Annotated in this window: 11 protein-coding genes; 3 read left to right on the forward strand and 8 right to left on the reverse strand. The window is 71.7% G+C overall.

Annotation, left to right across the window (positions count from 1 at the left end; genetic code table 11):
* Position 1: 1 nt before the first annotated feature.
* The 3 genes from AC067M_RS19405 to AC067M_RS19415 are packed head-to-tail and all read right to left on the reverse strand — an operon-like array spanning position 2 to position 2,808.
* A complete protein-coding gene (locus AC067M_RS19405) occupies positions 2–835 on the reverse strand; it encodes an ABC transporter ATP-binding protein (RefSeq protein WP_478698208.1) in 834 nt (277 codons plus the stop codon).
* On the reverse strand, positions 825–1,817 hold the full coding sequence (locus tag AC067M_RS19410) for a branched-chain amino acid ABC transporter permease (protein WP_478698209.1): 993 nt from the start codon (positions 1,815–1,817) through the stop codon (positions 825–827). Before AC067M_RS19410 ends, AC067M_RS19405 begins: the two co-directional genes overlap by 11 nt.
* Before the next feature lie 10 nt (positions 1,818–1,827).
* Positions 1,828–2,808 (reverse strand): branched-chain amino acid ABC transporter permease, encoded by a 981-nt coding sequence (locus tag AC067M_RS19415; RefSeq protein ID WP_478698210.1) that lies wholly within the window; start codon positions 2,806–2,808, stop codon positions 1,828–1,830.
* A 108-nt stretch (positions 2,809–2,916) separates the two neighbouring features.
* Between AC067M_RS19415 and AC067M_RS19420 the strand changes: the two genes are divergently transcribed.
* Positions 2,917–3,804, forward strand: a complete 888-nt coding sequence (locus AC067M_RS19420) for a sigma-70 family RNA polymerase sigma factor (protein ID WP_478698211.1) — start codon at positions 2,917–2,919, stop codon at positions 3,802–3,804.
* A gap of 72 nt (positions 3,805–3,876) precedes the next feature.
* Here the strand turns inward: AC067M_RS19420 and AC067M_RS19425 are convergent, their stop codons facing one another.
* From AC067M_RS19425 to AC067M_RS19445, 5 genes are all read right to left on the reverse strand, one after another.
* Positions 3,877–4,218 carry a DoxX family protein gene (locus AC067M_RS19425; RefSeq protein WP_478698212.1) on the reverse strand — a complete coding sequence of 114 codons (342 nt, stop codon included), beginning with the start codon at positions 4,216–4,218 and terminating at the stop codon, positions 3,877–3,879.
* A gap of 130 nt (positions 4,219–4,348) precedes the next feature.
* Positions 4,349–5,074, reverse strand: a complete 726-nt coding sequence (locus AC067M_RS19430) for a class I SAM-dependent methyltransferase (protein WP_478698213.1) — start codon at positions 5,072–5,074, stop codon at positions 4,349–4,351.
* 189 nt (positions 5,075–5,263) lie between these two features.
* Positions 5,264–7,723, reverse strand: a complete 2,460-nt coding sequence (locus tag AC067M_RS19435) for a SpoIIE family protein phosphatase (protein WP_478698214.1) — start codon at positions 7,721–7,723, stop codon at positions 5,264–5,266.
* Positions 7,724–7,930: 207 nt separating this feature from the next.
* Entirely contained in the window at positions 7,931–10,390 is a 2,460-nt protein-coding gene (locus AC067M_RS19440; RefSeq protein ID WP_478698215.1) for an MFS transporter, read from the reverse strand.
* Between the two features lie 207 nt (positions 10,391–10,597).
* Positions 10,598–11,041, reverse strand: coding sequence for an SRPBCC family protein (locus AC067M_RS19445; RefSeq protein WP_478698216.1), 444 nt, complete (start codon positions 11,039–11,041; stop codon positions 10,598–10,600).
* 179 nt (positions 11,042–11,220) lie between these two features.
* Here AC067M_RS19445 and AC067M_RS19450 point away from each other — a divergent pair, with 179 nt between their 5' ends.
* Positions 11,221–12,261, forward strand: coding sequence for an Rv2578c family radical SAM protein (locus tag AC067M_RS19450; protein ID WP_478698217.1), 1,041 nt, complete (start codon positions 11,221–11,223; stop codon positions 12,259–12,261).
* Positions 12,262–12,413: 152 nt separating this feature from the next.
* Complete coding sequence (locus AC067M_RS19455) at positions 12,414–13,994, forward strand: alpha/beta hydrolase (RefSeq protein WP_478698218.1); 1,581 nt, start codon at positions 12,414–12,416, stop codon at positions 13,992–13,994.
* Positions 13,995–14,085: the final 91 nt, after the last annotated feature.

Here is a 14,085-nt window from a genome sequence, read left to right on the forward strand (position 1 = left end):
GCTAGTCCTCCCTCTCCTCGGTGGCCTCCGGTTCGTCGTGCCGTTTGCCCAGGTAGGCGTCCACGACGGCGGCGTTCCGGCCGATCGTGCGCGGGGGCCCCTCGGCCACCAGGCGGCCGTCGGCCATGACGGCCACCCAGTCGCTGATGCCCATCACCACGTCCATGTCGTGCTCGACGAAGCACACCGTCAGCCCCTCGTCACGCAGCTGGGTGATGTGCCCGAGCAGCGACTGGGTCAGCGCGGGGTTCACCCCGGCCATCGGCTCGTCGAGCAGCAGCATGACCGGCCGGGCCATCAGCGCGCGGGCCAGTTCCAGCAGTTTGCGCTGACCGCCGGAGAGCGTGCCGGCGTGGTCGTCGCGCAGGGGGCCGAGCCGGAACCGGTCCAGCAGTTCGTCGGCCCGGCGCTCGAGCTCCCGCTCCTGCCCGTGCCACAGCGGCCGCAGCAGCGCGGGCAGCACCCGCTCGCCACGTTGCCCGGGCGCGGCGAGCAGCAGGTTCTCCAGCACGGTGAGCCGGGCGAGCGTCCTGGTGAGCTGGAACGTACGGACCAGTCCCCGCCGCGCCACCCGGTGCGCCGGGGCGCCGGTGAGCGGCCGCCCGTCGAACGACCAGCTGCCGCCATCGGCCCGGTCGAACCCGCTCACCACGTTGAACAACGTGGTCTTGCCGGCGCCGTTGGGCCCGATGAGCGCCGTGATGGCCCCCCGCTGCACCTCCAGGTGTGCCACGCGCACGGCAACGAGGCCGCCGAACGTGCGGGTCACCTGGTCCAGGACCAGCAGAGGGTCCGGCTTGCGTGCTCCCGGCTCGGGAACAGTGTCAGCGGCCACTGAGCAGCATCTCCTTCCGGCTGCCGAGGATGCCCTGCGGCCTGAACGCGACCAGCAGCATCAGGGCGATGCCGACCAGCGCGAAGCGCACCGCGCCGACCTCGGACGTACTGATGAGGTCCGACGAGACGTACCCGGCGCCGATGGCCTGGCGGAGCGCGCTGTCGAGGAAGCTCAGGACGGACCAGAACAGGATCGAGCCGACGACCGGCCCGAGAATCCGCCCCGCGCCTCCGAGGACGAGCAGCGTGTACAGGAAGAACGTGACGCCGGGATCGAAGTTGTCCGGGTTGACGGACTGCACCTGGATCGCCTGCATCATGCCCGCCACAGCGCCGATGACGCCGCCCAGCACGAGGCTCTGCATCTTGTACGCGTACACGTTCTTGCCGAGGCTGCGCGCGGCGACCTCGTCCTCACGGATCGACCGGACGACCCGCCCCCAGGGACTGTGGATCAGCAGGGCCAGCAGCACTCCGACCACGAGCACCAGCGCCCATCCGACGATCATCACCCACAGGTCGCGGGAGCTGAACCTCACCAGCCACACGCCGTACGTGCCGCGCTCGACGGGGCTGAGCGCGTAGAAGTCGTTCGCGAACCTCTGCAGCCCGAACACCCCACCGGTGACCGGCTCGGCCCAGCTGGACCGGTAGAACAGCCGCAGCGTCTCCCCCGCCGCGATCGTGGTGATCGCGAGGTAGTCGGCGCGCAGCCGCAGGGTGGGCAGGCCGAGCAGCAGGGCCAGCACCGTCGCGCAGGCCATTCCCGCCAGGACGCCCAGCCACATCGGGCCGTCGTACGTCGACACCGTGATGGCGAGACCATAGCCGCCGGCCAGCATGAATCCGACCTGACCGAAGTTGAGGAGCCCGGTGTAACCGAAGTGCAGGTTCAGCCCCATCGCGGCGAGCGCGTAGATGGCGGCGATGGAGCCGATTCCCGATCGCAGGGCGTCGGTGAGAATGGCCGTGAAGTCCATGGCGCACCCCTCATCCGACGCGTTCCGCCTGGCCGAGGATGCCCTGGGGCCGGACGAGCAGGACGACGATCAGGACGAGCAGCGCCCACGCGTACTGCAGGTCGACCGGGAACCACAGGGTGGACATCTGGGCGACGACGCCGATCACGAAGCTGCCGACCATCGCACCGTAGGCGGAGCCGAGGCCACCCAAGATGATCCCGGCGAACATGAGCAGCAGGAGCTTGAAGCCCATGTCCCAGGTGACGATCTCCACCAGGCCGAAGAAGACCCCGCCGAGTGCGGCCAGTGCGCCGGAGAGCATCCACACGAACAGCACGACCCGCTGCACGTCGATGCCCGACGCCTCGGCGAGGTCACGGTTGGCGGAGACGGCCCGGACAGCCGTGCCGATCCGTGTCTTCTGCAGGAGCGCGGCGACGCCGAGCAGCACCAGGACGGCGAGCAGGGTGACCGTGAGGTCCCGGGGGGTGATGCCGACCGGCCCCAGGTCGATCGCGCTCTGGATGTCGTACTGCGCGTAGGAGGCGGGCCGGGTTCCGTACAGCACGAGCACGACGTGCCGCAGCAGCAGCGAGAGCCCGATGGTGACGATGAACATGTTGATCAGCCCGGTGCCCCGGGCTCGCAGCGGGCGCCAGATGCCACGCTCGACGGCCCCGCCGAGCAGGGCGCCGAAGGCCACCGCAGCGAGGGTGGCGGGGATCAGGTGCCAGCCAGGGCCGGCGGCGGAGACGTTGAGGAAGAACGCGAAGGTTGCGCCGATCGTGACGAACTCACCGTGTGCGAAGTTGATCAAATGGATGGTGCCGAAGATCAGCGAGAGTCCGACCGACGTGATCGCGATAATCACCCCGAACTGGATCCCGTCGATCAGCGCCTGCAGAGCCCGCGCGCCGAACGTGGGGCCGCGCGCGATCTCCTCGCCCTGGGCCCGAGCGAAGCCTGCGGGAACCGTCAGGAGGGCCAGGACAAGGGCCGGTACGAGCATCCGCGGACAGCGCACGACGATTCCGGTGTGTCACGAGCATCCCTTGTGGCTCAGTGTAGGCTCGCCGGTCCTTGCCGTTGCCGGACGGAACCACGGAGTACGCGACCGATGACCACGTACGCGCTGCCCGCCGAACGCTTCGAGGCCGACCGGCCGCATCTGCGGGCGGTGGCCTACCGGATGCTCGGCTCGGTGAGTGAGGCCGAGGACGCCGTGCAGGAGGCGTGGCTGCGGGCCGCGCGGGCCGATGTCGCCGGGGTGGAGAACCTCAGCGGGTGGCTGACCACGGTGGTGGGGCGGGTGTGCCTGAACATGTTGCGTTCGCGTCGGGCGCGCCAGGAGGAGCCGCTCGACCTGCGGGTGACTGGTCAGGCCGTGGGTCCGGGGAACGGCGTTGATCCGGAGGAGGAGGCGCTGCTGGCCGACTCGGTCGGGGTGGCGCTGCTGGTCGTTCTCGACACGCTCGGGCCGGCCGAGCGGCTGGCGTTCGTCCTGCATGACCTGTTCGCGGTGCCGTTCGACGACATCGCCCCGCTGATCGAGAAGACTCCGACCGCGACGAGGCAGTTGGCGAGCCGGGCTCGCCGTCGGGTGCGGGGCGGCGCTCCCGCATCGGTCGCCGTCGACCTGACCCGGCAGCGCGAGGTGGTCGGGGCGTTCCTGGCGGCCACGCGGGGCGGGGACTTCGAGGCGCTGCTGTCGCTGTTGCACCCCGATGTCGTCCTGACCGCCGACCGGTTCGTCGTCCCCACTCCCGGACCGATCGTGGTCGGGGGCGGCCGGGCGGTCGCCGAGGGCGCGATGGCCGCCATGGGCCGGGCGCGATTCACCGGGCTCGCGCTGCTCGACGGAAGCGTCGGCCTGGTGATGGCGCCGCAGGGGCGCCTGCGTCTGGTCCTGGCCTTCACCATCACCGCGGACGGCATCACGGGAATCGACGTCGTGGCGGACCGGGAGCGGCTGGAGGGGATCGAGGTCGCGGTGCTCGCCGCCTGACGAACGAGGCGAGAACGAGGCGAGGGGGGCCGGCACACCCGCCGGTCCCCCTCATGCTCGTTCACCCCTCGCTCAGAACCCGAGGACCAGCGACGCGGCCACCGGCGCCGCGTACAGCAGCGGGAACGGCACGTGCGAGAACCAGCGGGCGCGCAGCACGGTGACGACGGCGCCGAGGAAGTACAGCACCAGAGCGACCCCGGCCAGCACGCCGACCACCGGCACGAGCAGGCCCACGAGCAGACCGGCGGCCCCGGCGGCCTTGGCGGCGCCGAGCCAGGGCCACCAGGCGCGCGGGACGCCGTAGTCGGCCAGCGGCTTCACCGTCCACTCGGCGTGGAAGAAGACGGAAGCGGCCGAGAAACCGGCCATGACGGCTCCCAGTACGGTGACGACGACGTAGGTGGTGGACATGGCAGCTCCTCATCGGGTCGCGACCGGGGCGCTGTGCCACCGGGCCGCTTCATCGGCTTCCTTCACTGCCCTGACACCCGGCGCCGCGGGAGTGTGACAGCGGGAGCGACCCTTCTTCATGTGACGGCAGTCATATTGCGCGGGCCGCCACCAGCCACGTCGACGGCAGCACGATCCGGGTGCCGTCCGGTTCGTACTCGGTGGTGGTCAGCGGCAGTTCACCGCTCGCCACGACGGTGAGCCCGGCCGCGCGCAGGAAGTCGGGCACCGCGTCGTCGGCCACCTCGCCGGGGGCGATGCCGTGCCTCAGGATGGGCGCCAGTTTGGCCGGGGGGCCGTCCGGCCGTTGCGCCAGCTCCAGGAGGACGGGGCGGGCGGCCTCGGACGGCTCCACGAGGAAGGCCCGGCCGCGCTCGCCGACGAGTGTGGCGATCCCGTCGACCAGCGGCTGCCGGTCCTCGGGTTCGCACTGGTGGAGCACGCCCCTCATGTACACGTTGGCGTCGCCCAGTTCGGCGTGCAGCGTCTCGGTCTCGTTCTTCTCCACCGCGTCCAGCAGCCGGTACGTCGCCTGCCCGGCCGGGTCGGCGCGGCGGGCGTGGTCGAGGGCCGCGGCGACCAGCTCGGTGCCGACCACATGCGGGAAGCGGTCCGCGAGGAAGCGCGTCTGGGTGCCGTTGCCGCAGCCGAGGTCCACCAACGGCAGCGCCGGATCGGTCAGCAGGGGCTCGAAGAGCGCGAGGTGGGGGCCTACGGTCAACGTGGGCTCCGCGTCCCAGAACACGGCGCCCGGTTCGCCGGTGGCCTCCCTCCAGAAACCCTCCCATGCCTGCCGGTACCGGCTCGTCACGCTCATGACCACTCCCCAGGGGCGGCGCCGATCCGTCGTGAGTGACGGGCCAGTACGGTCTACCGCCGCCCGGGTACGGCGACAAGCGTGGTGCGCATTCCTTCACGCGGCGTTCGAGCCGCGTACGCGGAAACACCCACTTCGCGCGCCGTGTTCAGGGCGCGTACAGGGAAAAGGCGCGCAGCCAGGCCCCGCTCAGCGGCGCGGCAGCGTCAGTTCGAACCACACGGTCTTGCCCGCGCCCCTGCGGCTCGTGCCCCACTCTCGAGCCAGCGTGCTCACCACGCGCAGCCCCCGACCGAACTCGTCCGCCGGCCCGGCGCTCAGCAGCGTCGGCAGCTCGTGGTTGTCGTCGTCCACCTCGCACAGCAGCGTGTCGCCGCGCACGAGCCGCAGTTCGACGGGGCGGGCGTGGGAGTGGCGTACGGCGTTGGTGACCAGTTCGCCGACGAGGAGCCCGGCGTTGTCGGCGATCCTGGCGAGGCCCCAGTCGTGGAGCTGTTCGCGCACCGCCGCGCGGGCCCGGCCGACCTCGGTCGGGTCGAGGGCCAGCCGCCATTCCGCCACGTCGTCGGGCTCGATGCCGTTCAGGCGGACCATCAGCAGGGCCACGTCGTCCTTGCGGCCGCCCTGAGGGTTGAGAGCTCGGATGATCGTGTCGCAGGCGTCGTCCATGGAGGCGGCCGGGTGGGCAGCCGACTCGCACAGCGTCGCCAGGCCCACGCCGATGTCCTCGCCGCGCACCTCCACGAGCCCGTCGGTGCACATCACCAGCCGGTCGCCGGGCTCCACACGCACGCGTACCGCCTCGAAGGGCACCCCGCCGACCCCGATGGGCGCGCCGGTCGGCAGGCCCAGCAACTCACTGCGGCCGTCCTCGGCGCGGACCAGCACCGGTGGGATGTGGCCCGCGTTGGCGAGGTGCAGCTCGCTCGCGATCGGGTCGTACACGGCGTACAGGCAGGTCGCGAGGTAGGTGTCGCCGAGACGCTGGGCGAGGTCGTCGAGGTTGCGCAGCAGCTGGGCGGGCGGCAGGTCGAGGGCGGCCATGGTCTGTACGGCCGTACGCAACTGGCCCATCATGGCGGCCGAGTTGAGGCCGTGGCCCATGACGTCGCCGACGACGAGGGCGGTGCGGGCGCCGGGCAGTTTCACCGAGTCGAACCAGTCGCCGCCGACGCGTCCCAGCAACGTACCCGGCAGATAGCGGGTGGCGATGTCGCAGCCCGCCCTGCGCGGCGGGATGTGCGGCAGCATGCTGTCCTGGAGGGTCTCGGCGACGGACTCCTGGTGGGTGTACATGCGCGCGTTGTCGAGCACGAGCCCCGCGCGGGCGGCGAGTTCGGCGCCGGTGACGCGGTCCATGTCGTTGAACTCGACGCGCTCGGGATGGCGCAAGAGGATCATGAACCCGAGGACGACGTTACGGGCCTTCAGTGGTACGACCAGCATGGAGCGGCCCGTGATGAGCGGCCGGATGTCGCGCTTTTCGAACTGCGAGGCGATGGCGTGCCCCATCTGCTCGCTGATGCGCGGGACGAGGACGGGCTCGCCGGTGGTCATGCACTGGAAGAACGGGGTGTGCGCCGGGAACGGCATGGCCTCGCCGACGGGTACGACGTCGTCCCAGCGGCCGGGTTCGTCGGTGTGCTCGACGGCGACCCGGTGCCACATCGTGGTCGTGTCCGGCACGCCCTCGGGGAAGCCCTCCCCCGCGACGACCTGTTCGCGCAGGTAGGTGCCGGCGACGTCGGTGAAGCGTGGGACGACGGCCTGGCTGACCTCGATGATCGTCCGGGAGAGGTCGAGCGAGGTGCCGATCCTGCCGCTGACCTCGTTGAGGAACTCCAGGCGTTCGCGGACGGCCGCGTACTCGAGGTCCTCGCCCTCGTCGGCGACGTCGTCCGGCACGGGCAGTCCCTCGGCCGCGGCCCGGGCGGCCCGCTCCCGGCGCGCCTTGCGCTCGGCCCGCCGGGCCACGCCCCAGTCGGGGGTGACGGGGACCCGCTCGTTCTGGCTGAACTCCAGGACCGGGTAACCGAGTTCGAGGACCTGCGCGACGATGCGGGCGCTCTCCTCGACGCTCATGCTGGGCAGGATCTCGGGCAGCCTGCGGGCGAGTTCCTCGGCGCCGGGGAAGTCGGTGTGCAGGGCGAATCCGGGCGTGGTCCGCTCCACGGCCGCGCCGTCGGGTTCACCGGCCCGCAGCCCCGCCGCGTCCGCGGCCAGTACGAGCAGCCGCTCCCGGCCGGGGCCGACCAGGGGGTAGGCCCACCACAGCACGTCCACTCGGCCGCGGTCGTGTTCGGGCGCGGTGAGGCGGGCGCGGCCGGCCGCCGGGTAGGACAGCCGGCCGTCGAGGGAGGACTCGAGGTCGGGCCCGAGTCCGTCGTAGGCGGCGAAGGACACGTACGAGGCTTCGTCCGCCTCCTCGGGAAGCGCGCCGGAGACGGGGAGCAGGTCGAGGGCGGGCCGCCCGACGGCGTCCTCCTTGGCGGCGCCGAAGAGGCGGCGCGATCCCGTGCTCCAGTGGGAGACGAGGCCCTCGCGGTCGACCACGACCACGGCCAGCGGGACGCGCCCGGCGGCGTCGGCGGCCGCGCCGGGGCCGGCTCCGCGCCCGGGAGGTGCGTCCCTCTCGCTGCCATGGTCCATGGCTCAGGCCCTCCCCAGAGCTCCGCAAGATCTGCTCCCGCGCGACCACGTTACGGGCGGGTCCGTTCGCCATGTGCGGCATTTCTGGAATTGGTTCCACCCGGTGCGCTCCGGCGCACGGACCCGCGCGCGGGGCGCGGTCGGCGGGGGCTCGGGGTGATGCTCCCGCACCGGGGCCCCGCTCGCACGGGCCCGCGCGGGTCGATCTCACTCCTCGTGCCCCAGGTGGAGGTCGCGTTCCGTGGGCCCGCCGCCCGCCACCTGGAGCACGGTGGCCACGGGCGGGTAGCCGGTCGCGATGACCGTGTACTCGCCGGAGGCGAGGTCGGCGAACCGGAACGTTCCGTCGACGCCGGTGGTGAGGCTGTCCACGACGTTCCCGGTCAGGTCGAGCAGCGTCACGCGCGCGTCCTCGACGGGACGCCCGCCACGGGCGCGCACGGTGCCGCGCAGGACGGCGCCTCCGGCGAGTTCGACGTCCTGGCGGGTCTCCCGGGAGGCGCGTACGGTGACGGGCAGCGCGGCCGGGCGGAACGCGGGCGCGCTCGCGGCGAGGGTGTACTCGCCCGCCACCAGTTCGGGGATGGCGTAGCCGCCCTCACGCCCGGTGCGGGTGGTGGCGACGACCTCGCCGTGGACATCGGTGAGGGTGATGGCGGCGTCCGGCACGGGCGTGCCCTCCGTGGTCCGCACGCTGCCGCTGAGGCGTCCGGCACCGCCGCCGAGGACGATGTCCAGTTCGACCGGGCGTTCCCCGAGGGTCACCGAGATCGCCTGCGGCTGGTGACCGCCCGCGGCGGCGATGAGCACGTACGCCCCCGCTCCGGGCGTGGGCAGCGTGTACCGCCCGTCCTCGCCGCTCGCCGCCCGCCCGATCTGCTGTCCGGCGACGTCGATGAGAGTGAGGGCCGCGCGGGGGACGACGGTCCCGTCGGAGTGCTGCACCATGCCACGGACGGGGGCGGTGGCGTACGGCGAGCGAAGCGAGAGGGGGGTCCCGCCGCCCGAAGGGTGGGGGCGGGTCGACGGGACGGGGGTGCTCGCGCCGGTCACCCGCCCGGTCTCCGCGTCGGTGGCGGGGGCGGCGTGGGGCACGAGCGGCTTCTCCTTGAGGAAGCAAGCGATGACCAGGCCGACGACGAGCACCGGCACGAGGTAGAGGAAGATCCGGGGCATGGCGTCGGCGTACGCGTGGACGTAGGCGTCGCGCAGCCGAGGGGGCAACGCGTGCACGAGCTGCGGGGTGAGCGCCTCGGGGTCGGGCAGCCCGGCTCGCGCGGGCAGCCGCTCCTCCAGCGCGTCGGCGAGGCGCCCGGCGAAGAGGGTGCCGAAGAGCGCCGCGCCGACGCTGCCGCCGATCTGCCGGAAGTAGTTGTTGGCGCTGGTGGCGGTGCCGAGGTCGGCGACGCGCACGGAGTTCTGCACGGCGAGGAGCAGTACCGGCATCACCATGCCGATGCCGGCGCCGAGGACGGCCATCCAGACGCTGTACTGGAGTCGTGGTGTGTCGGCTTCGAGCCGGGACAGCAGCCACATGCCGAGGACGGAGAGGGCGCTGCCGAGGACCGGGTAGATCCGATAGCGGCCGGTGTGACTGATGAGTTGGCCGCAGACGACCGAGGCGCCGACGATGCCGCCTGTCATGGGCAGCATGAGCAGCCCGGACTCGGTGGCGCTCGCTCCGTCGACCATCTGCAGGTAGGTCGGCAGGTAGCTCGCGGCCCCGAACAGCGCGACGCCGACGACCAGGCCCACCAGTCCGGTGACGTTGAAGACGGAGTCCCTGAACAGCCTGAGCGGGATGAGGGGTTCGGTCGCGCGGTGTTCGGCGACGAGGAAGAGGACGGTGGCGACGGCCGCCCCGGCGCCGAGTCCGAGGACGACGCGGGAGCCCCAGGCGTACTCGGTACCGCCCCAACTGGTCAGCAGGACCAGGCAGGTGGAGGCCGCGGCGAGCAACAGCGCGCCCAGCACGTCGATTTGGGCCCTGCAGCGCGGCTTGGGGAGCTTGAGCGCGACGGCGACGACGGCCAGGGTCAACAGGCCGAAGGGAACGTTGAAGTAGAAGCACCACCTCCAGGAGAGGTGGTCCGTGAAGTAGCCGCCGAGGAGGGGTCCGACCACGGAGGCGACGCCGAACGCGGCGACGATCAGACCCAGGAACCGGCCGCGCCGGCGCGGCGGCACGATGTCGGCGATGATCGCCTGCACGCCGATCATGAGCCCGCCCGCGCCGACGCCCTGGACCGCGCGGAAGGCGATCAGCTGCTCCATGGTCTGCGCACGGCCCGCGAGGGCGGAGCCGATCACGAAGACGACGATCGCGAACTGGAAGACACCCTTGCGGCCGAGGAGGTCGCCGAGCTTGCCGTAGATCGGCAGTCCGACGGTGGCCGTGAGCAGGTAGGCGGTGATCGCCCAGGACATCCGGTCCAGGCCGTGCAGTTCACCGACGATCTTCGGGAGCGCGGTGGCGACGATCATCTGCTCCAGAGCGGCCAGGAGCAGCGCGAGCATCAGCGCGAGGAAGACGACCAGAACGCGCCGTGGGCTCAGTCGCGCCTCGGTGGCCGTTGCCGGGGACGGGCCTTCGAAGGCTCCCGTCGACGCCGGTTCGTCCTGGGCCTCTTCCCGCAGTTCGCCGTGCACCAGAGTGGTCCCGCCCACGTGCCGCTCCCCTCGTCGCGCCTGCCGCACAAGTCCCGCGTAAGGCGACAACCACGAGTGAGCGCTTCGGGTTACGGCACGACGGCAAGCCCCCCGGAAGATCCACTCGAACCGGTGAGTGGGATCAACACCCGGGGGGCGCTTACCGCTTGGGAAGCCGGGGGGACCGCCCGGAAGGCCAGGGCGGTACCGCCTGGGGAGCCGGGGCTACTTCTCGACCTCGGTCGCGAGGTTGGCGAGGATCGCGTCGTAGATACGGCCGAGGCCCTTGGGAGCGAAGGTCTTCTCGAAGAAGCCCCCGATGCCGCCGGCACCCTTCCAGGTGGTGGTCACGAGGACGCGGGAGGCGCCCTCGCCGGCCGGGGTGACCCGCCAGACGGTGACCATGGAGGAGTTGCGGTCCTTCTCGACGAGCTCGCCGTCGGTGGGCTCGGAGACCTCCAGGAGGCAGTCGCGGACGCGCTTGCTGGTGGCCTGGAGCTTCCAGTGGACGAGGGTGCCCTCGCCGTCGCCGCCCTCGCGCACCTCGTACTCGCTGAAGTGCTCGGGCAGCAGCCTCCCGCGGGTGCCGCTGTAGTCGGCGAGGGTGTCGAACACCTTCTCCGGGTCCGCCGCGACGACCCGCTCGGTAGTGGCCTCGACCTGCGCCATCGGATTCCTCCAGGGACCTGATTTCTCGGGGTTGGGGCAAGCCAACCACCCCGGTCCCCGGCCGCCAAATCGGGGTCCGGATGTGACCGATTGGGTTGTGTGCGGCGACCGGGAATGACGCCCGCACGATCATGGGAACACATGTTCTATTGTGAGAGCAGCGCTACCGAGGAGGCGTCATGCGCTGGGAGAACCTCACAGTGGAACCGGGCGAGCACGGCAGGGCCGACGCCGCGCTGTTCGGCGCGGACGCGGTCACCACCCGCACCTTCGACACCCCGGAGTTCCGTGGCATCACGTTCCACGAGATCCGGGCCCGCTCGATCATCAACCGGGTGCCGGGCGCCTCGCGCATGCCCTTCGAGTGGACCGTGAACCCGTATCGCGGCTGCACGCACGCGTGCGTGTACTGCTTCGCCCGCAAGACGCACAGCTACCTCGACCTCGACACGGGTATCGGCTTCGACACCCAGATCGTGGTCAAGGTGAACGCGCCGGAGGTGCTGCGCCGCCAGCTCGCCTCCAGCCGCTGGCGCGGCGAGCACATCGCGATGGGCACCAACGTGGACTGCTACCAGCGCGCCGAGGGCCGCTACCGGCTGATGCCGGGCATCCTGGCCGCCCTGCGCGACCACGCGAACCCCTTCTCGATCCTGACCAAGGGCACGCTGATCCTGCGCGACCTCGACCTGCTGACGCAGGCCGCCGAGGTGACGGACGTCGGCATCTCCGTCTCGGTCGGCTTCACCGACACCGAGCTGTGGCGCACCGTCGAGCCGGGCACACCGGCCCCGGAGCGCCGCCTGGACGTCGTACGGACCCTCGGCGAGCACGGCATCGGCTGCGGTGTGCTGATGGCGCCGGTGATCCCCTTCCTGAGCGACCAGCCGGCCCAACTGCGCGAGACCGTGCGGGCGATCGCCGCCTCCGGAGCCACCTCCGTCACCCCGCTCGTGCTGCACCTGCGCCCCGGGGCCCGCGAGTGGTTCATGGCCTGGCTCGGGCAGCACCATCCGCACCTGGTGCCCCGTTACGAGCGGCTGTACGCGGAGGGCGCCTACGCCCCGAAGTGGTACCAGCGCCGGATCACCCGTCAGGTCCATGACCTGGCCCAGGAGTACGGCATCGGGCCCGCGCGCGCGGGGATGCCGCGCCGGATCCGGCCGCCGGAGCCGGAGCCGCCCGCCACACCCGAAGCGACCCAACTGACGCTGATCTGAGAGCGTTCGAGACGTGAGAGCGTTCGAGCGCATCCGGCGGACCAATTGGGTCAAGTATTGACATAACACGTTCCTACGAGCGTGTTTCCCGGGACGATGCGGCGAGGACCGTGACCTTCGCGGTCCGACATCCCTCCGTCCTGGGAGACTGCATGAGGAAACGCGCAGCCGCGCTGTGCGGTGCCGCCGTGGTCGTGGCCGGAACGTTCACGGCCGCGCCCGCCGACGCACGTCCGTCGCATCCCGCACACCTGGCGCCCGCCGCGGAACTCAGGTGGAAGAACTGCGCCACGACCGCCTATCCGACGCTCCAGTGCGCGTCCCTGAAGGTGCCGCTCGATCACGCCGACCCGCGCGGGCAGCAGATCACGCTCGCGCTGTCCCGCGTGCCCCACACCGCCAAGCAGTACCAGGGCCCGCTGCTGGTCAACCCCGGTGGCCCCGGCGGCAGCGGCCGCACGCTCGCCGGCTTCGTCGCCTCCGCGCTGCCCAAGGCGGTGGCGGCCCAGTACGACGTCATCGGCTTCGACCCGCGCGGGGTGGGCGCCAGCGCACCCGCCCTGGACTGCGCCCCCGGCCACTTCGGCCCGGTCCGCCCCGACCCGGTGCCGAGCACCCCGGCGATCGAACAGGCGAACCTCACGCGCGCGAAGTCCTTCGCCGACGCCTGCGCCACGAAGTACGCGAGCGTGCTGCCGTACATCGACACGGTCAGCGCCGTCCGCGACATGGACTCCATCCGCGCGGCGCTCGGCTCGACGCAGCTCAACTACCTGGGCTACTCGTACGGCACCTACCTCGGCGCGGTCTACGCCAAGCTGTTCCCGGAGCGGGTGCGCCGTCTCGTCCTGGACTCGATCGTCGACCCGACCGGCGTCTGGTACGAGGACAACCTCGCGCAGGACTACGGCTTCAACGATCGCCACCACGCGCTGATGGCGTGGATCGCCCAGCACGACACGGTTTACCGGCTCGGCACGGATCCGGACCAGGTCGAGGCCAGGTGGTACGCGATGCGCGCGTCCCTCGCGAAAAAGCCCGCCGACGGCAGGGTGGGCGCGGCGGAGCTGGAGGACACCTTCCTGCCCGGCGGCTACTACAACGGCTACTGGCCCTATCTGGCCCAGGTGTTCGCCGCGTTCGTCAACGACAAGGATGCCGATCCGCTCGTCGAGGCGTATGAGCACTTCGGCGCGGTCGACTCCGCCGGGGACAACGGCTACAGCGTCTACACCTCGGTGCAGTGCCGGGACGCCGACTGGCCGCGTTCCTGGGAGCGGTGGCGCGCGGACAACTGGGCGGTGTACGAGAAGGCGCCGTTCATGACCTGGAACAACGTCTGGTACAACGCGTCGTGCGCGTTCTGGCCGACGCGCTCGCAGCGCCCGGTGAACGTGGCCAACGGCGGGCTGTCGTCGTCGGCCCTGCTGTTCCAGGCGACGAACGACGCGGCCACCCCGTTCGAGGGCGGCGCGACGGTCCACTCCCTGCTGGGCGGCTCCAGCCTCGTGGTCGAGGAGGGCGGCGGCAACCACGGGGTCACGCTCAGCGGGAACAGCTGCCTGGACAAGCACCTGGCGGCGTATCTGACCGACGGCACGGTGCCACGCGGCAGCGGCGAGGCCGACGCGGTGTGCCCGGCGCTGCCCGGCCCGAAGCCGCTGAGCACGAAGGCGGCACCGACGTCGTCCCGCGGCTCGACGCTGCACGCGCTGCTCGGCTTCCGGGGCTAGGGGGCTTCTGACGGATCTCCGCGGCGTCGCGACGCCCGGCACGTACTCTCGCCGCACCAGCCGAAAGCCCAAGTACGCCCAGTACGAGGGC

Source organism: Streptomyces sp. NPDC043427 (assembly GCF_056436655.1).